At 72.7% G+C, this 18,342-nt stretch carries 12 protein-coding genes; 4 read left to right on the top strand and 8 right to left on the bottom strand.

Annotated elements, in window-relative coordinates:
- The 3 genes from QCD66_RS13415 to QCD66_RS13405 all read right to left on the bottom strand — a co-directional run bounded on the left by QCD66_RS13415 (nt 1) and on the right by QCD66_RS13405 (nt 4,140).
- Entirely contained in the window at nt 1-1,206 is a 1,206-nt protein-coding gene (locus QCD66_RS13415; protein ID WP_357535654.1) for a SigB/SigF/SigG family RNA polymerase sigma factor, read from the bottom strand.
- Nucleotides 1,207-1,440: 234 nt separating this feature from the next.
- Nucleotides 1,441-2,853, bottom strand: a complete 1,413-nt coding sequence (locus tag QCD66_RS13410; protein WP_375733781.1) for a hypothetical protein — start codon at nt 2,851-2,853, stop codon at nt 1,441-1,443.
- Nucleotides 2,854-3,015: 162 nt separating this feature from the next.
- A complete protein-coding gene (locus tag QCD66_RS13405; RefSeq protein WP_375733804.1) occupies nt 3,016-4,140 on the bottom strand; it encodes a Vms1/Ankzf1 family peptidyl-tRNA hydrolase in 1,125 nt (374 codons plus the stop codon).
- Between the two features lie 214 nt (nt 4,141-4,354).
- Between QCD66_RS13405 and QCD66_RS13400 the strand changes: the two genes are divergently transcribed.
- On the top strand, nt 4,355-4,900 hold the full coding sequence (locus QCD66_RS13400; RefSeq protein WP_364217798.1) for a hypothetical protein: 546 nt from the start codon (nt 4,355-4,357) through the stop codon (nt 4,898-4,900).
- 40 nt (nt 4,901-4,940) lie between these two features.
- Here the strand turns inward: QCD66_RS13400 and QCD66_RS13395 are convergent, their stop codons facing one another.
- Nucleotides 4,941-5,279 (bottom strand): DUF3817 domain-containing protein, encoded by a 339-nt coding sequence (locus tag QCD66_RS13395; RefSeq protein WP_375733780.1) that lies wholly within the window; start codon nt 5,277-5,279, stop codon nt 4,941-4,943.
- 215 nt (nt 5,280-5,494) lie between these two features.
- Between QCD66_RS13395 and QCD66_RS13390 the strand changes: the two genes are divergently transcribed.
- The gene (locus tag QCD66_RS13390; protein WP_407567146.1) at nt 5,495-6,550 is read left to right on the top strand and encodes a DMT family transporter; all 1,056 of its coding nucleotides are present in this window, start codon (nt 5,495-5,497) and stop codon (nt 6,548-6,550) included.
- Between the two features lie 45 nt (nt 6,551-6,595).
- On the opposite strand, the gene treZ is transcribed toward QCD66_RS13390, so the two are convergent.
- Genes treZ through glgX form a run of 3 tightly spaced genes read right to left on the bottom strand, consistent with a single transcriptional unit; the run spans nt 6,596 to nt 12,817 of the window.
- On the bottom strand, nt 6,596-8,335 hold the full coding sequence (gene treZ / locus QCD66_RS13385) for a malto-oligosyltrehalose trehalohydrolase (protein WP_364217792.1): 1,740 nt from the start codon (nt 8,333-8,335) through the stop codon (nt 6,596-6,598).
- Nucleotides 8,332-10,698, bottom strand: coding sequence for a malto-oligosyltrehalose synthase (gene treY / locus QCD66_RS13380; protein ID WP_375733778.1), 2,367 nt, complete (start codon nt 10,696-10,698; stop codon nt 8,332-8,334). The genes treZ and treY overlap by 4 nt, the downstream gene beginning before the upstream one ends.
- 1 nt (nt 10,699) lies before the next feature.
- Nucleotides 10,700-12,817, bottom strand: a complete 2,118-nt coding sequence (gene glgX / locus QCD66_RS13375) for a glycogen debranching protein GlgX (protein ID WP_375733777.1) — start codon at nt 12,815-12,817, stop codon at nt 10,700-10,702.
- 366 nt (nt 12,818-13,183) lie between these two features.
- Between glgX and QCD66_RS13370 the strand changes: the two genes are divergently transcribed.
- Nucleotides 13,184-14,608: a glycosyltransferase family 4 protein gene (locus QCD66_RS13370; protein ID WP_375733803.1), complete on the top strand. Its 1,425-nt coding sequence runs from the start codon at nt 13,184-13,186 to the stop codon at nt 14,606-14,608.
- 125 nt (nt 14,609-14,733) lie between these two features.
- Nucleotides 14,734-16,599: a 1,4-alpha-glucan branching protein GlgB gene (gene glgB, locus QCD66_RS13365; protein ID WP_375733776.1), complete on the top strand. Its 1,866-nt coding sequence runs from the start codon at nt 14,734-14,736 to the stop codon at nt 16,597-16,599.
- Nucleotides 16,600-17,053: 454 nt separating this feature from the next.
- Here the strand turns inward: glgB and QCD66_RS13360 are convergent, their stop codons facing one another.
- Complete coding sequence (locus QCD66_RS13360) at nt 17,054-18,337, bottom strand: citrate synthase (RefSeq protein WP_375733775.1); 1,284 nt, start codon at nt 18,335-18,337, stop codon at nt 17,054-17,056.
- Nucleotides 18,338-18,342: the final 5 nt, after the last annotated feature.

Genomic DNA, 18,342 nt, shown 5'->3' with positions numbered 1-18,342 from the left:
TCACTCCATCAGGCGGGCCAGGCCGGCGACGTTCAGGGCGTGGCGGACGTACGGCTGGGCGCCGGTGAGTCGTAGCCGTACCCCGGTGCTGCGGGCGGCCTCCTGGCCTGCGAAGAGTGCCGCTATGCCGGTGGCGTCGAGCAGCGGCACGTCGCCGAGTCCGACGACGACCTCGGCGGGCCGGCCGGTGGTGACGGCCTCGACGACGGTCTGCCGGAGCCGGTGCGAGTTGTCGCGGTCGATCTCGCCGCCGAGTTCGACGACGACGTGGTCGCCGGTACGGCGGGTGGTGACGCGCAGGTCGTGCGGGTCGGTGTCGGTGGGGCTGGCGTGCCAGGGCGGCGGGGCCTCGTTGAGCATCGCCTGCCGGAGCCAGGTGAGGGCGCGTGACAGCAGCCGGGAGACGTGCATCTGGGAGATGCCGAACCGGGCGGCGATCTCGGCCTGGGTCTGGTTGCCGTAGAAGCGCATGGCGAGGATGCGTCGTTCGCGCCACGGCAGCCGGTGCAGCAGCCCGCTGACGGTGACCCGGTCGTCGACGGATTCGAGGTCGTTGTCCCATTCGCCGACGAGGTCGCCGAACTCGGCGGAGCTTTCCCCGCCGACGGGTGCGTTGAGCGAGGCGGGGCTGTACCCGGCCGCGGACTCGAGGGCGGCGAGGATCTCCTCCTGCGGGGTGTCGAGCCGTCCGGCGACCTCGGCGATCGTCGGTGCCCGGGACAGTTCGCTGGTGAGGGCGGCCGTGGTCTGGCCGACCTCGAGGATGAGGTCGCGCAGCCGGCGGGGTACGTGCACGCCCCAGGTGCGGTCGCGGAAGTGTCGTTTGATCTCGCCGACGATGGTGATGGCGGCGTAGGCGGTGAACGAGCCGCGTTCGGGGTCGTACCGGTCGACGGCGTTGACGAGGCCGAGTCGGGCGACCTGTTCGAGGTCCTCCAGTGGTTCGCCGCGGCCGCGGTAGCGGCGGGCGAGGCGGCCGGCGAACGGGAGCGCGAAGCGCACCAGGTCGTCGCGGGCGGCCTGGCGTCCGCTGGGCGGCAGGCCGGCGATGCGGGCCGCGTACGCGAGTGCGGCGCTGTCGAGGTCTTCGAGTACCCGTTCGTTCGGTGGCGGTGCGGTCGTGGTGCCGGTGCCCGCGTTGCCGGTGGTGCGAGCCGTGCCGGTGCCGCTCTTGACGGTGCCGGTCGTGGCGGTGGTTCCGAACATTCGCGCCCCCTGGAAAGGTTGCCCGCCCAGCGTGGATCCGCCTTGGCAGTCGGCAGACCGCGACAGCCGGGCTGGTAGCGAATTGGCGTCGGGTTAAGCGTTCGAGCACCGGCCCGTGGCCGCCGTGCTCCACCCATGAAGCACGCTACTTCCCGATCCGGGGGGTCGTATTCGGGCCAAGATAAGTTTCGCCAGTCAGAAAATCCCCCAGGAACCACCTCAAGCGGCGACAAGTCAGCATATGAGGAGGCCCTGTTGCGTACCGCTGTCCCGCAGGCCGGTCAGCGCGTCCACGATCCGCAGGCGCTGGGGCGCCGGCAGGTCGTACGGCTGGTTGCGGAGCACCTCGGTGGCGTGCCGGGTCGGTACGGCCGAGGTGGGGTAGCCACGGGCGGCGAGCCGGTCGACGGCGCCCCGGCGGCGGCCGAACGAGGCGGCGGCCCGCCACTGCGGCAGTCCGGCGAGCACCGGTGACGCCATGCCGGGCGGGTCGGGCAGTACGTCGACCGAACTGAACGCCGAGCTGCCGGCGAGCCACAGTTCGGCGCCGGCGACGCTGCGCCGGGTGGCGTTCTCGCACCAGTACGGCACCAGGCCGGCCCGGACCACCTGCCACGGGTCGAGCTGCCGCCCGCATTCGACGACGGCGCGGTCGCCGCTCTTGCCGGCGGCGCGCAACCACAGGCGGTAGACGTCGGCGGTGGCCGCGCTGAGCGCGTCGGGGCGGGTGAACAGCACCCGGTGCAGGGGGCGGCCGGCGCCGGCCAGCCAGTCGCGCAGGCTGGTCTCCAGGCCGGGGTCGATGCCGTGTTCGGCGTACGCGTCGGGGCAGGACGCGGCGGGCGGGTCCCAGCGTGCCCCGTCGCCTCCGACGGAGCGCAGCACCCGGTCGAACAGGTCGCTGTGGCAGCGCAGCTCGGCGGCGTCGAGGCCGCTGCCGGGGGCGCCGACCTGGAAGGTGTGCCCGCCGCCGGCGTCGAGTACCGGCCAGGTCCGGGCGTCGCGCAGCAGCAGGACCGGGGTGGCCGGGGCGAGCCGGTCGCGCAGGAAGCCGCGGTAGGCGTCCGGCAGCCGCGACCACCGTACGAAGAGGGTGAGGGTGGCGCCGGCGAGCACGCCACGGCCGGCGGGGTCGTGCACCTGCCGTACGGCGATGGCCGCGGGGTTGGCGGCGAGCAGGCCGGGGGCGACCCGGGAGCCGTGGGCCAGCGCGCGGGCGGGGTCGTCGACGGCGCCGCCGGGCCACTGTACGGAGATCTCGAACCCGGCGGGCAGCCATGGCACGCCGAGCGCGGTCGCGAGGTGTACGGCCGCCCCGTGGGGTGAGCCGATGACGACGCCGGGGTAGTCGCGGCGCGGGTAGTGGTCGACGATCCAGCGGGCAACCGCCTCGACGTCGACCTCGGCGACCTGTGGCGGGGCCAGGGCGGCGCGGGTGCCGGCGCGGGCGACCGCGGCCCGGCGCACCGGTTCGGGGGCGCCCCGGAAGCGGGTCAGCAGCGGCAGGTACGCCAGGTCGGCGCAGTCCCGGCCGCGTAGTGCCCGGGACGTGGCGGCCAGCAGCACCCGGCTGGTGCTGTCGGGCGCCATCACCCGTTCCGGTTCCGGTGGGCCGCCGGTGACCAGCCAGTCCTGCATCTCCCGCACCGGGTGCCCGCCTCTCCTCGCGCTCCTGTCGCGGCGCGGCTTCCCGTCGGACCGGACTTCAAACGTTCCGGGTCCGGTTCGGCACGTTCCGGCATTCGCGGGGCGACGCGGGTGGTGGGCGGGCCCGGCCGACCGGGTGGGTGGGCCGGCCGGGGCGGGTCGTCACGGCCGCTGGTGGACCGTGGAGGTGCTGGCGTCGACGTAGCGCAGGACGGCGCCGAGGCCGTCGTCGAGGGGTGCCTCGTCGGGGTCGACGAGCACCAGGTCGGCGTCGGTGCCGGCGAGGGCACGGACCAGGGCGGCGTCGGCGCGTACCTGGACGGGGTCGGCGACGGCCATCTGCCGCAGCCGGTTGGCGTCGGTGGCGATCTGGGTCGGTTCGGGGCCGATCCAGAGCCGGGCGGTCGAGGACGGGTCGTCGACCAGCAGGAGCGTGTCGACCTGGGCCCGCTGGAGGGCGTCGACGACGGCGGTCAGGCCGGTGGCGGCCTCCTGCTGTACGCCGTACCGGTCGAGGGCGTCGGTGGTGTGCCGCTCGGCGATGTCGGCGACGGCCTGGATGGTGATGTCGTCGAGGTGGCCGCGATCGCCGCCGGGGGCCCGGGAGCCGATGTCGGTCTCCACGACCCGGCTGCGCCAGTAGGCCGGGAGCTGGTCGACCAGCATCCGGCGGGCCTGCGGGTCGCCGCCGACGACGACGACCTCGGCGCCGACGGTTCCGGCGAGTTCGGCCGTCGCGGCGGCGCTGTCCCCGGCGTTGCGCTTCCAGACGGTGACCGCCTCGCGCTGGAAGCGGGACTGGGCCCAGCCGCCGGGCTTGACCCGCCGGATGGGGTAGCTCTCGCTGCCCCGGATCTGGGCGCGCCGGGCGAGGGAGCCGCTGTGTACGCCGTCGACGCTGGCGCCGGTGCGGTCGGCGACGACGCGCAGCCAGGCGACCTCCTCGCCGCGGCCGGCGACGGCGGGCATGGCGTGCGGCAGCGGGGCGTACGCGGCCAGGTCGACGCGGGGCGGGGCGGGCAGGTACTGCAGGAGGGCGACCTCGCCGTCGGCGGCGAACGCGGCGATGCCGTACGTGCCGGTACGGGGCGAGTGTCCGAGTACGGCGCGTTCGAGGGCGCGGACGGTGTGGGCCGGGGCTCCGGCGGCCTCGAGCTGCTCACGCTGGCCCCGCCAGCGCAGTTCGAAGCTGATCGCGCCGTCCTCGGTGTTACGGGAGGCGTCCAGGTAGACCGAGGCCCACGGCCCGGGGCGGGCGTAGATCGGCTGCAGGAACGACAGGTCCATGGTCAACCCCTCTCCGTCTGGGAGCGGCATACCCGCGCCGGACGGCCTGTCACCGGAACATGAGCGGAATTCATTCATTCCATTCACCCACACCGATCGATACAATCCGTAAGGGATCGCGGACGCTGGGTGCTAGCGATAGCTGGTGACGGCGGCGGTCCGACGGGTGGTCGCCGACCGGCGAAGCGGCCGACCGATGCTTGGGGGGGGCGGGATGGACAGGGAACTCTTTCCCGAACGTGTGGTGCATCCCCGCGCCCGGATCGTCACCGGCCGGGTCAGCCGGCTCAACCCCGGCTACGCCCGCGAGATCAAGGTCGGCCAGCCCGTGCTGATGGCGGTCCTCGCCGCCGCCGGCGTCGCCCAGATGGCGGCGCTGCTGGTCAAGTCGGTGCTCCAGGCCGGCACCGGCCGCGCCGGCACCCGGCGGCGCTGGAAGCAGCTGCGTAAGGGACCGGAGTTCCTGGTCACGCCGCTGCGGATGCGCGACGGCGACGGCGTCCTGCACGAGGTCGAGATCCACGGCCACCTGCCGCAGAGCGCCCTGGAACCGGCCGACCACATCCAGGTGACCGTACGCCGGCAGAAGGACGGCGACCTGCCGCCGCGGGTGGAACGGATCGTCAACCTGACCACCGGCCAACTGCTGACCCCGCGGATCCCGACCGTCTGGTCGCACCTGGGGCCGGCGCTGGTGCTGCAGGCCATCCTCGGGCTGATGCTGGTCGGCGCGGTGGCCGCCTGCACCCTCACCCGCTGACAGCCACGCGGCCGGAGCCGGCGGCGTCGCAACCGGCCGCTCAGCCGGCCGGTGCCGGGGCGGGTTCGGGCTCACGCCCGGCGCGCAGCATCCCACGCCGCTGCGCCCACCGCTCGAACACCAGCGTGGCGAACGGCGGCACCGCGCAGGCCAGCGCCACGAGCGTCGCCGGCCAACTCCACCGGTTCAGCCGCGACACCACCAGCACCAGGGCGACGTAGACCATGAACAGCCCGCCGTGGATCGGGCCGAAGATCTGCACCCCGATCTCGTTCTGCGGCGGGCCGTACTTGGCCGCCATGCCGGCGAGCAGGGCCAGCCAGGAGATCGCCTCCGCGATCGCCGCGACCACGAACAGCGTCAACGCCGTACGGCGCATGGTTCCTCCCGAAGTCGTCGAGCCGGAATCCTAGGCGGCCGGCGCGCGGCGGCCGGCACCGGCCGCACCCCGGCGAGAGCCCGGTCACCCTGAGGTAGGAGACGACGGTACGACGTACGACAGCCGGCGTACGCCGACTGCCACCGGGTGGTGGACGCGGACGGCCCGCCCGGCGAGCATCATGTGTTCATGATCCGCCTCCAGGTCACCCGCCCGTGAACACCGGCGACCTTCCGACACCCGGCGGCCTGCTGGCCGCCGCCCCGCTGCCCGCCGGTGACCTGCCCGCGGGCGCCCTGTTGATCTCGGTCGCGCTGGCGGTGGCGTCGGCGGGCGCGTACGCGCTGGGCGCGGTGCTCCAGCAGCGGCTGGCGGCCGGCCCGGCGCCGCTGCTGCGGCTGATGACCCGGCGCGGCTGGTGGTACTCGGTGGCGCTCAACGGCGCGGGTGGCCTGCTGCACGTCGGCGCCCTCGCCTACGGCCCGCTGTCGGTGGTACAGCCCCTGGGCGTACTCACCCTGGTCCTGGCGCTGCCGATCGGCGCGTTCCTGGTCGGGCGGCGGGTCGCGGCCGTGCACTGGCAGGGCGCGCTGGCGACGGTGGCCGGCCTGGTCGTCCTGCTGCTCCTGATCGCGCCGGCGAGCGGCGGCGAGTCGCTCGGCACCGGCGGGGCGTGGACCGTGGTGGCGGTCGCGACGGCGGCGGTCGTCACGCTGTGCCTGCTGGCCCGCGGCGCCCGGCCGGCGCTGCGCGCGGTGCTGTACGCGACCGCGTCCGGGGTGTCGTTCGCGGTCGCGTCCGCGCTGACCCAGACCGTCACCCGGCGGTTCGCCGAGGACGGGACGGCCGGTCTGCTGTCGCCGCTGTCGGTGGCGCTGGCCGCCATGGCGACCGCGGGGCTGCTGCTGTCGCAGGTCGCCTACCGCGGGTCGGGGCTCGGCGCTCCCCTGGCCGTGGTCACGCTCTCCAACCCGGTCGCCTCGGCGGTGATCGGCGTGACGATGCTCGGCGAGGGGTCGGTCGCCGGCTTCGCCGGTGCGCTGGTGGCACTGGCCGCGGCGGCGCTGGCCGCGCACGGCGTCGTCCTGCTGTCCCGCCCCGCCCCGGCACCGGCGCCACCCGCTCCGGTTCCGGCCGGCGTCGCCGGGCACGCCGAACCGGGCACTGCCACCGGGCCGGCGATCATCGTCGCCCCGGTCGCGGCGGCCCCGGTCGCGGCCGGCCCGGTCGTCGCCGAGGCGGTGGAGGCCACCGGCCCGGCGGGCGGCTGACCGGCGGGGCCGGCCCCGGCCCGGACGCCCGGAACCGGCGGCGGTTCAGGAGGCGGCGACGACCACCGCCGACTCCGGCGGAAGCTCGACCACGTCCCGCATCACCGTGACCCCGCCGCGGCTGGCCAGCAGCACCGACCGCACCAGGCCGGGCAGGGTGATCCGCTGCGCCCGCGGCGCCAGGTTCGCGGCGACCACGGTACGGCCGCGCCGTACGACGACGAACTGGTCGCCGTGGCGCACCTCGACCCGGTCCAGCCGGGGATCGGTGAGATCCGGCCGGCTCTTGCGCAACGCGATCAGCCGCCGGTGGAAGTCGTACGTTTCGCGGTGCTCGGGCTTGTCGAGTTCGGCCCAGTCGAGCCGGGACCGGGCGAACGTGCCCGGGTCCTGCGGGTCGGGCACGTCACCCTCGGGCCAGCCGTGCGCGGCGAACTCGCGGCGCCGGCCGTCGGCGACCGCGGCGGCCAGTTCCGGCTCCGGGTGGCTGGTGAAGAACTGCCACGGCGTGGTGGCCCCCCACTCCTCCCCCATGAACAGCATCGGGGTGAACGGGGCGGTCATCAGCAGCGTCGCGCCGACCCGCAGCAGGTGCGGCGACAGGGTGGCCGAGATCCGGTCGCCGGTGGCCCGGTTGCCGATCTGGTCGTGGTTCTGGAGGTAGGCGACGAACCGGTGGCCGGCGGTGCGGGTGCGGTCGACCGGCCGGCCGTGCACCCGGCCCCGGAAGCTGGACCAGGTGCCGGCGTGGAAGAAGGCGCCGGTGAGCACGTCGGACAGGCACTGCAGCGAGCCGAAGTCGCCGTAGTAGCCCTGCCGCTCGCCGGTGAGCAGGCTGTGCAGGGCGTGGTGGGCGTCGTCGTTCCACTGGGCGTGCAGGCCGTGGCCGCCGGCCTCGCGCGGGGTGATCAGCTTGGGGTCGTTGAGGTCGGACTCGGCGATCAGCGACAACGGCCGGCCGACGTGCGTCGACAGCGCCTCGACCTCGACGGCGAGTTCCTCGAGCAGGTGCACGGCGCCGTGGTCGCGGAGCGCGTGCACGGCGTCGAGGCGCAGCCCGTCGACGTGGTAGTCGCGCAGCCACATCAGCACGCTGTCGATGATGTAGCGGCGTACCTCGCCGGAGTGCGGGCCGTCGAGGTTGATCGTGCGTCCCCAGGTGTTGCCGCCGGTCTCGGCCAGGTACGGCCCGAACATCGGCGCGTACGCCCCGGAGGGCCCGAAATGGTTGTAGACGACGTCGAGGACCACCCCCAGGCCCCGCCGGTGGCAGGCGTCGACGAAGCGTTTGAGCCCGTCCGGGCCGCCGTACATCTGGTGCGGGGCGAACCAGCAGACGCCGTCGTAGCCCCAGTTGTGGTCGCCGTTGAAGGCGTTGACCGGCAGCAACTCGACCAGGTCGACGCCGAGTTCGACGAGGTGGTCGAGGCGTTCGATCGCCGAGTCGAAGGTGCCCTCCGGGGTGAACGTGCCGATGTGCAGCTCGTAGAGGACGCTGCCGGGCAGTTGGCGGCCGGTCCAGCCCTGGTCGCCCCAGCGGTGGGTGGCGTGGTCGTAGACCCGGCTCGGCCCGTGCACGCCGGCCGGTTGCCAGGCCGAACGGGGGTCGGGCAGGGCCTGCTCGTCGTCGTCGAGCAGGTAGACGTAGTCGGTGCCGGGTCCGGCGTCGGGTACGTCGAGCGTCCACCAGCCACCGTCACCGGCGGTGAGGTCGCGGTCGGGCTCTCCGATGATCCGCAGGCGCACCCGGGATGCCGCCGGCGCCCAAACACAGAATTCAGTCATGGCCTCACCAGTGGACGAGCAGGGGTTTCGGCGGGCGTGAGCAGGGCGACGGGATACCGGTCGAGCAGTTCGGCAACGGCTATCCGGGACTCACTGTAGACCCGTCCTGTGAACGTATCGACAACGGACCGTGATGAGGGAAGGAATGTGTGATCCCATCCGCCGAGGCGGGTCAGGCCGAGCGGCAGCCGGGTGGCGACGGCGACCGCGCCGCCCCGGTCGTACGCGACGACGTGGTCGGCCGCCGGCCCGTCGGCGGCCACCGGCCGGTATCCGGTGAACAGGTCGGGCCGGTCCCGGCGCAGCCGCAGGGTCCGGGCCACGACCAGCAGTTTCGCCGCGCCGGTGGCGTCGACGTCGGGCTGCCGGCCGGCGTCGACGCGGGCGAGCAGGTCGCGGCGGGCCGCGAAGTCGACCGGGCGCCGGTTGTCGGGGTCGACGAGGCTGTTCTGCCACAGCTCGGTGCCCTGGTAGACGTCGGGTACGCCGGGCATCGTGAGCTGCACGAGTTTCTGCCCCAGCGCGTTCGACCAGCCGGCGGGGGTGATCGTGTCGACCAGGTCGGTCACGTCGGCGCGCAGCGCCGGGTCGTCGTAGATCCGGTCGACGACGGCGTGCAGGGTCCGTTCGAAGTCGACGTCGGGGCTGGTCCAGTTCGTCGAGGTGGCCGCCTCGCGGGCCGCCTTCTCGGCGTACGCGTGGAGCCGTTCGCGTTCGATCGGCCAGGCGCCGGCGACGGTCTGCCACAGCAGGTGGGCGAAGGCCGGGTCGGGCAGCGGTGCGGCGGCCGTCCACCGGTCGACGGCGGCGGCCCAGGTCCCGGGCATCTCGGCGAGTACGGCGAGCCGGGCCCGGACGTCCTCGCCACGTTTGGTGTCGTGGGTGGAGAGCGTCGTCATGCCGAGCGGGAACCGTTCCTGGCGGCGGGCGGCGGCGGTGTGGAAGTCGGCGACGGGGCGGCCGAAGCGGGCCGGGTCGCCGCCGACCTCGTTGAGGGCGACGAACCGGGTCCACCGGTAGTAGGCGGTGTCCTCGACGCCCTTGGCCATGACGGCGCCGGAAAACTGCGGGAACCGGGCGGCGAGTTCGTCGCCGGGGTCGCGCAGCCGGGCGGTCAGCGTGTCGAGGGTGGCGGCGAGGTCGGGCCGGCGCCGGCCGGCCTCGGCGCGGGCGGTGGCGAGATGTCGCAGCCCGTCCGGCGGGTACGACCGGTAGACGGGGTAGTTGGCGGCGAGTTCGGCGAGCGCCGGCCCGGCGTCGGGCAGGTCGGGGGCGAGCCGGGCGAGCCGGCGCAGTTCGGTGGCAAGCAGTTCGGTGGCGGCGGCGAGCCGGCCGGCGTGGGTCAGTTCGGGCCAGGACGTGGCCCGCCCGGTGAGCCGGGTGTCCAGGGTGGTGAAGGCGGCCTCGCCGGCCGGGTCGACGAAGAGGTCGGTCACCTCGGCGAGCGCGTCGTAGCCGGTGGTGCCGTCGACCGGCCAGGCCGGCAGTTCCTCGCCGGGTTCGAGGATCTTCTCGATCAGCAGCCAGGCGTGCGGGGCGGCGGCGCGCAGCCGGGCGAGGTAGCCGGCCGGGTCGCGCAGCCCGTCGGGGTGGTCGACCCGGATCCCGTCGACGTCGCCGGCGGCGACCCAGCGCAGGATCTCGGCGTGGGTGGCGGCGAAGACGGCGGGGTCCTCGACGCGCAGGCCGGCCAGTTCGGAGACGGCGAAGAACCGTCGGTACGTCAGTTCGGCGTCGCCGCGCCGCCAGGAGACCAGCTCGTAGTGCTGCCGGTCGTGGACCCGGCGGGCGGTGCCGGGGGTGTCCGGGGCACCGTCCGGGCCGGTGCCGTCGGCGATCGGGAAGCGGTGTTCGTGGTAGCGCAGCTCACCGTCGACGATCTTGAGGTCGTCGAGGGCGTCGGGCTGGTCGGCCAGCACCGGCAGGAGCAGCCGGCCGCGGGACCAGTCGATGTCGAACCAGGTGGCGTACGGCGATTCGCGGCCGGCGCGCAGCACGTCCCACCAGGCCGGGTTGGCCGCCGGTACGGCGACGCCGGCGTGGTTGGGCACGATGTCGACCAGCAGCCGCAGGCCGTGGTCGCGCAGGGCGGCGGCGAGCTGCCGGCGGCCGGCCTCGCCGCCGATCTCCGGGCCGACCCGCCGGTGGTCGACGACGTCGTAGCAGTGCGCGGAGCCGGGGGCGGCGGTCAGCAGCGGCGAGGTGTAGAGGTGGCTGACCCCGAGGTCGGCGAGGTAGTCGGCGAGGGCGGCGGTCGCGCCGAGGTCGAAGCCGGGCCGCACCTGCACCCGGTAGGTGGCCGTCGGCGCGGTGCGGCCGGCGGGGCCGAGGCCGTCGGCGGGCGGAGATGCGGCGGCGGGCATCTCAGATGGTCCGGTCGAGCACGACGAGGCAGCGGTCGGGTACGACGACCGTCCCGCCGGCCTCGACCACCTTCGGTTCGTCCGGTCCGGGCTCCGCGGTGGTGATCACCCGTTCCCACTTCTGGCCGTGGTCGTGGCCGGGTACGACGAAGTCCAGCGGTTGGTCGTGGGCGTTGAACAGCAGCAGGAACGAGCTGTCGACGTGGCGCTGGCCGTACGGGCCGCGTTCCTTGATCCCCTCACCGTTGACGAAGAGCATGACGGCACGGCCGAAGTCGTTGCCCCAGTCCTCGCCGGTCATCTCCCGCCCGCCGGGGGTGAACCAGGCCAGGTCGGGCAGCGGTGCCCCGGCGGTGCGGGTCCTGACCGGCAGCCCGGTGAAGAAGCGGCGGCGGCGGAAGACCTGGTGCCGGGCCCGGAAGGCGGTCAGCTCGCGGGTGAAGGCCATCAACTGCTCGTCGACGTTGTCCCAGTCGATCCAGGCCAGTTCGCTGTCCTGGCAGTAGGCGTTGTTGTTGCCGTGCTGGGTGCGGCCGAGTTCGTCGCCGTGCCCGATCATCGGCACGCCCTGCGACAGCATGAGGGTGGCCAGGAAGTTGCGCCGCTGCCGGGCCCGTAGCGCCAGCACGTCGGGGTCGTCGGTGGGTCCCTCGACCCCGCAGTTCCAGGACCGGTTGTGGCTCTCGCCGTCGCGGTTGTCCTCGCCGTTGGCCTGGTTGTGCTTGTCGTTGTAGGACACCAGGTCGGCCAGGGTGAACCCGTCGTGGCAGGTGACGAAGTTGATGCTGGCGACCGGTCGGCGGCCGTCGTCCTGGTAGAGGTCGGCGGAGCCGGAGATCCGGGAGGCGAACTCCGCGAGGGTGTTCGGTTCGCCGCGCCAGAAGTCGCGTACGGTGTCGCGGTACTTGCCGTTCCACTCGGTCCACACCGGCGGGAAGTTGCCGACCTGGTAGCCGCCGGGGCCGATGTCCCACGGTTCGGCGATCAGCTTGACCTGGCTGATCACCGGGTCCTGCTGGATGACCTCGAAGAACGTCGAGAGCCGGTCGACGTCGTAGAACTCGCGGGCGAGGGTGGCGGCCAGGTCGAACCGGAACCCGTCGACGTGCATCTCCTGCACCCAGTACCGCAGCGAATCCATGATCAGTTGCAGCGAGTGCGGGCTGCGTACGTTGAGGCTGTTGCCGGTGCCGGTGTAGTCGACGTAGTGCTCCGGGGACTCCTCGGACAGCCGGTAGTAGCTGCGGTTGTCGACACCCTTGAAGCCGAGCGTCGGGCCGAGGTGGTTGCCCTCGGCGGTGTGGTTGTAGACCACGTCGAGGATGACCTCGATGCCGGCGGCGTGCAGGGCCCGGACCATGCCACGGAACTCCTGGACCTGCTGGCCGAGGTTCCCCAGGGCGGAATAGCCGTGGTACGGGGCGAAGAAGCTGAGCGTGTTGTAGCCCCAGTAGTTGCGCATCCCCATGTCGACCAGCCGGTGGTCGTGGACGAACTGGTGCACCGGCATCAGCTCGATCGCGGTGACGCCGAGACGGGTGAGGTGCTTGATCATGTCGGGGTGCGCGATGCCGGCGTACGTGCCGCGCAGCTCCGGCGGGATGGCGGGGTGGCGCATGGTCAGCCCGCGCACGTGCGCCTCGTAGATCACCGAACGGTGGTACGGGATCCTCGGCAGCCGGTCGTTGGCCCAGTCGAAGTACGGGTTCACCACGACGGACTTCGGCACGTACGGCGCCGAGTCGGCCTGCGACATCCGGCCGGGGTCGTCCAGCTCGTAGCCGTAGACCGCCGGGTGCCAGTGGACGTCACCGTCGACCGCCTTGGCGTACGGGTCGACCAGCAGCTTGTTCGGGTTGCACCGCAGTCCCCGCGCCGGGTCGTACGGGCCGTGGACGCGGTAGCCGTAGCGTTGTCCGGGCTGGACGCCGGGCAGGTAGCCGTGCCAGACGTAGGCGTCGACCTCGTGCAGCTTCACCCGGCGCTCGTTGCCCAGCCCCCACTCGTCGAACAGGCACAGCTCGACCGACTCGGCGACCTCGGAGAAGATCGCGAAGTTGGTTCCGGTGCCGTCGTACGTGGCGCCCAACGGATACCGCTGACCCGGCCAGACCTGCATGGTGCTCCTCGTTTACGCGGGGTCGCCAAGCACGCCGGTGACGCGGGCCACCGGCGTGCGGCAGGACTAATGCCCAGTCGACGGTAGCCTCAATCCAGCCGTTCGACCGATTGCGACAGGCCCACGCTTGCACCATGACAATCGATCGGGTGTCATCGGTCACCATCCGGGCGTTTCAGGATGCGATTCGCGGTGGCGTGCCGTTTCCTTGTAGCGGGAACGAGCGACGCACCGCGGCGGCGCCGGACCCACCCGGCCTTTCGGCCACCCTTTTCCAACCCACCAGGCCGTTCGGCCACACCTCAACCTGCTCGCGCCGTCAGTGGTGCCGGCGAAACACGCGCCAATTCATGGATGGAGATCGATGTGACGACCCTGCGGGTCGGCGCCGACAACGCCCCGGTCACGACGGACGGCCCCTGCCGTCCGAACCTCACCTCCCGCACGCACCACGCCGCCCCCGCCACCGGTCTGCCGACCGCCGGCGGGATGGCCCCCGACAGCCGCCGCCGCATCCTGATGCTGTCCTGGGAGTACCCACCGGTACTCGTCGGCGGGCTGGGTCGTCACGTACACGCGCTCTCCGTCGCCCTGGCCGCCGCCGGCCACGAGGTCACCGTCGTCACCCGGCACGCCGAGGGCGCGCCGCTGGAGGAGTACGCCGAAGGGGTCCGCATCGTCCGCGCCCCCGAGGACCCGGTGACGTTCCCGCTGGCCACCTCCCACCTGCTGGCCTGGACCATGGCGTTCAACCACACCCTGACCCGGGCCGCGCTGCGGGCCGCGCAGTCCGGCGAGTACGACGTCATCCACGCCCACGACTGGCTGGTCGCGCACACCGCCGTCTCGCTGTCCGAGCACCTCGACCTGCCGCTGGTCACCACCATCCACGCCACCGAGGCCGGCCGGCACCAGGGCTGGCTGCCCGAGGAGATGAACCGGTCGATCCACTCCATGGAGTGGTGGCTGTCGCAGGAGTCCGACCGGGTCATCGTCTGCTCCGGCTACATGCGCGACGAGGTCACCGGCCTGTTCGACGTACCGGCCGGCCGGGTCGACGTCGTACCCAACGGGGTCGAGACGCACCGCTGGCAGGTACCGGCCAGCGCCGTCGCCGCCGCCCGGCAGCGCTTCGCCGGCGACGGCCCGCTGGTCACCTTCGCCGGCCGGCTGGTCTACGAGAAGGGCGTCCAGCACCTGATCGCCGGCCTGCCCAAGCTGAAGGAACAGCACCCGGGCCTGCGCGTCGTCATCGCCGGCGACGGGCCGTACCGGCAGGAACTGGAGAACGACATCGACCGCCTCGGACTGCGTGAGACGGTCAGCTTCCCCGGCTTCCTCGGCGGGGTCGAACTGCCGGCGATGATGGCCGCCTCGGACTGCTTCGCGGTGCCCAGCATCTACGAGCCGTTCGGCATGGTCGCGCTGGAGGGCGCCGCCGCCGGCGTACCGCTGGCCGTCGCCGCCACCGGCGGGCTCGCCGAGATCATCGAACCCGGCGTCAACGGCATGACCTTCGCCCCGAAGGACCCGCAAGGCCTCGCCGACGCGGTCAGCTCCCTGCTCTCCGACGGCGACCGGGCCCGCCGGCTCGCCCGGGAGGCCCGCACCATGGTCCACGACCGGTACGGCTGGTCGTCGATCGCACACCGCACCGCCGCGACGTACTCCGCCGCCATCGCGCACGCCCCGGCGTTCGCCGCCGAGCAGGCCGAGGCCCGGATGGCCCAGGGCCGCCCCCAGCTCAAGATCCGCGAGGGCAACCTGCTCGCGGCGGTCGGCGGCCGATGACCGACCCGCTGCACCCGGCCCGGCCCGCCACGGCGCACCCCGCCGCGGTGGGCCGGCCCGCGAATACCGCGTCGGGGACCGACGTGCCGCACGCGGCATCGGCCCCGGTGCCCAATACTGTTTCGATGATCGGCGAACTCGACCTCTACCTGTTCGCGCAGGGCCGCCACGAACGACTCTGGCAGATGCTCGGCGCCCACCCCGGCGACGGCGGCACCCGGTTCTCGGTGTGGGCGCCCCACGCCCGCGAGGTACGGGTCGTCGGCGACGCCACCGGCTGGGGCCCGTACGACGGCGCGGTGATGGACCGCGTCGGCGACAGCGGCGTCTGGTCGGTGTTCGTCCCCGGCGCCGAACCCGGCCAGCGCTACAAGCTGCGGATACACGGCGCCGACGGGCAGTGGGTCGACCGCGCCGACCCGATGGCCCGCGGCACCGAGAGCCCTCCGTTCAACTCGTCGGTCATCACCACCTCGCGGTACCGCTGGGACGACGGCGACTGGCTCGCCGAACGCCGCGTCGCCACCAACCACCACGCCCGCCCGATGTCGGTCTACGAGGTGCACCTCGGCTCCTGGCGCCCCGGCCTGAACTACCGCGAACTCGCCGACCAGCTCACCGCGTACGTCACCGACCTCGGCTTCACCCACGTCGAACTGATGCCGGTCATGGAGCACCCGTACGGCGGCTCCTGGGGCTACCAGGTCACCGGCTACTACGCCCCGACCGCGCGGTTCGGCTCCCCCGACGACTTCCGCTACCTCGTCGACCGGCTGCACCGGGCCGGCATCGGCGTACTGCTCGACTGGGTGCCGGCCCACTTCCCGCGCGACGCCTGGGCGCTGGCCCGCTTCGACGGCACCCCGCTGTACGAGCACCCCGACCCGCGCCGCGGCGAACACCCCGACTGGGGCAGCCTGGTCTTCGACTACGGCCGGCCCGAGGTCCGCAACTTCCTGATCGCCAACGCGCTGTACTGGCTGGAGGAGTTCCACATCGACGGCCTGCGGGTCGACGCCGTCGCCTCCATGCTCTACCTCGACTACTCCCGCGGCTACGGGCAGTGGCTGCCCAACGCCGAGGGCGGCAACTCGCACACCGAGGCGATCGCCCTGCTGCGCGACCTCAACTCCGCCGTCTACCGGCTGCACCCCGGCGTCGTCATGATCGCCGAGGAGTCCACCGCCTGGCCCAAGGTCTCCCGCCCCGTCGACTGGGACGGCCTCGGCTTCGGCCTGAAGTGGAACATGGGCTGGATGCACGACACCCTGCACTACCTGTCGCGCGACCCGCTCTACCGCTCCTACCACCACGGCGAACTGACCTTCCCCGGCATCTACGCCTTCGACGAGCAGTTCCTGCTCCCGATCAGCCACGACGAGGTCGTACACGGCAAGGGTTCGCTGACCGCGAAGTTCCCCGGCGACCGCTGGCAGCGCCTCGCCGGCCTGCGCGGCTTCCTCGCCTACATGTGGTCCTTCCCCGGCAAGCAACTGCTCTTCATGGGCAGCGAACTCGCCGACGAGCGCGAGTGGAGCGAGCACCGCGGCCTCGACTGGGGCCTGCTCGCCGATCCCGGCGCCCGCGGCGTCACCGACCTGCTGCGCGACCTCAACCGGATCTACCGCGACGGCCCCGAACTGTGGTCGCAGGACACCGTCCCGGCCGGCTTCCGGATGATCGCCGGCGACGACGCCACCAACAGCGTGCTCAGCTTCCTGCGGTACGGCGCCGACGGGTCGGTGCTCGCCTGCGTGGTCAACTTCTCCGGGGTGCCGCGCAACGACTACCGGATCGGGCTGCCCGTCGAGGGGCGCTGGGACGAGGTCCTCAACACCGACGCGGCCACGTACGGCGGCTCCGGGGTCGGCAACTTCGGCGCCGTCGACGCCGACGGGCCGGCGACGCACGGCCTGCGGACGTCGGCGACGGTGCAGGTCGGCCCGTACGCCGCGGTCTGGTTCCGCCCGTCAAAGCCCACCCAGGAGTGACCGGCGCGCCCCTCTGCGCGCGCGGCCCTCTGCGCCCAGGCGGCCCTCTGCGCGCGGGCAGCCTCTGCGCGCGTTGATCAAGGAGAAGTCGTGGGTCGCTCCGGGTGTTTTGCCCGGTACATCCCCTTGATCGCCGGAGGTGCGGCGGACCCGCCCCGCTCGCGTTGATCGAGGACTAGTCGTGGGTCGCGGCGGCCGCTTTGCCCGATACATCCCCTTGATCGCGCCAGAACTGCGGCGCGCCCCACGCACAGAGCCCGCCGACCCCGCACGCGACCGCCATCCGCCGCGCACACGCGACCGCCGCCCGGGTGCGCTGATCAAGGAGCAATCGTGGGTCACACGGGGCGACCCGTCCGATACATCCCCTTGATCGGCGCGCGGGCGGCGGCGGAGGTGGCGCGGTGGCCGGCGTGCCTACACGGGCGGCACGGCGGCCGGGTCGAGCGTCGGGTCAGCGCTTCTCGATCGGGACGAACTCGCGTTCCGGCGAACCGATGTAGAGCTGGCGCGGGCGACCGATCTTGGTCTCCGGGTCGTTGATCATCTCCCGCCACTGCGCGATCCAGCCGGGCAGCCGGCCGAGCGCGAACAGCACGGTGAACATCTTCGTCGGGAAACCCATCGCCTTGTAGATCAGGCCGGTGTAGAAGTCGACGTTCGGGTAGAGCTTGCGCGAGACGAAGAAGTCGTCGGCGAGCGCGATCTCCTCGAGCTTCATCGCGATGTCGAGCAGCGGGTCCGGCTTGGCCATCCGGGACAGCACGTCCTGGGCGGCCTGCTTGACGATCGCGGCCCGCGGGTCGTAGTTCTTGTAGACCCGGTGCCCGAAGCCCATGAGCTTGACGCCCTGTTCCTTGGCCTTGACCCGGCGTACGAAGTTCGCCGCGTCACCGCCGTCGGCCTGGATGGCGCCGAGCATCTGCAGGACCGCCTCGTTGGCGCCGCCGTGCAGCGGGCCGAAAAGGGCGTTCACACCGGCCGACACCGACGCGAACAGGTTGGCCTGGCCGGAGCCGACCAGCCGTACGGTCGAGGTCGAGCAGTTCTGCTCGTGGTCGGCGTGCAGGACCAGCAGCATGTCCAGCACCTTGGCGACGACCGGGTCGACCTCGTACTGCGCGGCCGGCACCCCGAAGGTCATGCGCAGGAAGTTGTCGACGTAGCCGAGCGCGTTGTCCGGGTAGAGCAGCGGCTGGCCGATCGAGGTCTTGTAGGCGTACGACGCGATCGTCGGCACCTTCGCCATCAGCCGTACCGTGGAGATCTCGACCTGGTCGGCGTCGAACGGATCGAGGCTGTCCTGGTAGAAGGTCGACAGCGCGGAGACCGCCGACGACAGCACCGGCATCGGGTGGGCGTCGCGGGGGAAGCCGTCGAAGAACCGCTTGAAGTCCTCGTGCAGCATCGTGTGCAACTGGACCTTCTCGGTGAAGGCCGCGAGCTGGTCGGCGGTCGGCAGCTCGCCGTAGATCAGCAGGTACGACGTCTCCAGGAACGACGCCTTACCGGCCAGCTCGTTGATCGGGTAGCCGCGGTAACGCAGGATACCGGCGTCACCGTCGATGTATGTGATCTTCGACGAACAGGCCGCCGTGTTGACGAACCCCGGGTCGTATGTGACGTGACCTGTCTCCGCCAGGAGCTTACCGACGCCGATTCCCGCGGGACCCTCGACGGCCGGGTTCACCGGCATCGAAAGCTGTCCGCCAGGGTGTTCGAGCTTGACATCTGTCATGTGGT

The sequence above is a fragment of the Polymorphospora sp. A560 genome (assembly GCF_045781765.1).
Classification (GTDB): domain Bacteria; phylum Actinomycetota; class Actinomycetes; order Mycobacteriales; family Micromonosporaceae; genus Polymorphospora; species Polymorphospora lycopeni.
This window is presented reverse-complemented; position numbering and strand designations above follow the sequence as displayed.

What these genes read in the sequence shown, in the direction of transcription:
- QCD66_RS13415 (WP_357535654.1), bottom strand. Translation starts at nt 1,206, where the DNA reads ATGTTCGGAACCACCGCCACGACCGGCACCGTCAAGAGCGGCACCGGC.
- QCD66_RS13405 (WP_375733804.1), bottom strand. Translation starts at nt 4,140, where the DNA reads ATGGACCTGTCGTTCCTGCAGCCGATCTACGCCCGCCCCGGGCCGTGG.
- QCD66_RS13400 (WP_364217798.1), top strand. Translation starts at nt 4,355, where the DNA reads ATGGACAGGGAACTCTTTCCCGAACGTGTGGTGCATCCCCGCGCCCGG.
- QCD66_RS13395 (WP_375733780.1), bottom strand. Translation starts at nt 5,279, where the DNA reads ATGCGCCGTACGGCGTTGACGCTGTTCGTGGTCGCGGCGATCGCGGAG.
- treZ (WP_364217792.1), bottom strand. Translation starts at nt 8,335, where the DNA reads ATGACTGAATTCTGTGTTTGGGCGCCGGCGGCATCCCGGGTGCGCCTG.
- treY (WP_375733778.1), bottom strand. Translation starts at nt 10,698, where the DNA reads ATGCCCGCCGCCGCATCTCCGCCCGCCGACGGCCTCGGCCCCGCCGGC.
- glgX (WP_375733777.1), bottom strand. Translation starts at nt 12,817, where the DNA reads ATGCAGGTCTGGCCGGGTCAGCGGTATCCGTTGGGCGCCACGTACGAC.
- glgB (WP_375733776.1), top strand. Translation starts at nt 14,734, where the DNA reads ATGATCGGCGAACTCGACCTCTACCTGTTCGCGCAGGGCCGCCACGAA.
- QCD66_RS13360 (WP_375733775.1), bottom strand. Translation starts at nt 18,337, where the DNA reads ATGACAGATGTCAAGCTCGAACACCCTGGCGGACAGCTTTCGATGCCG.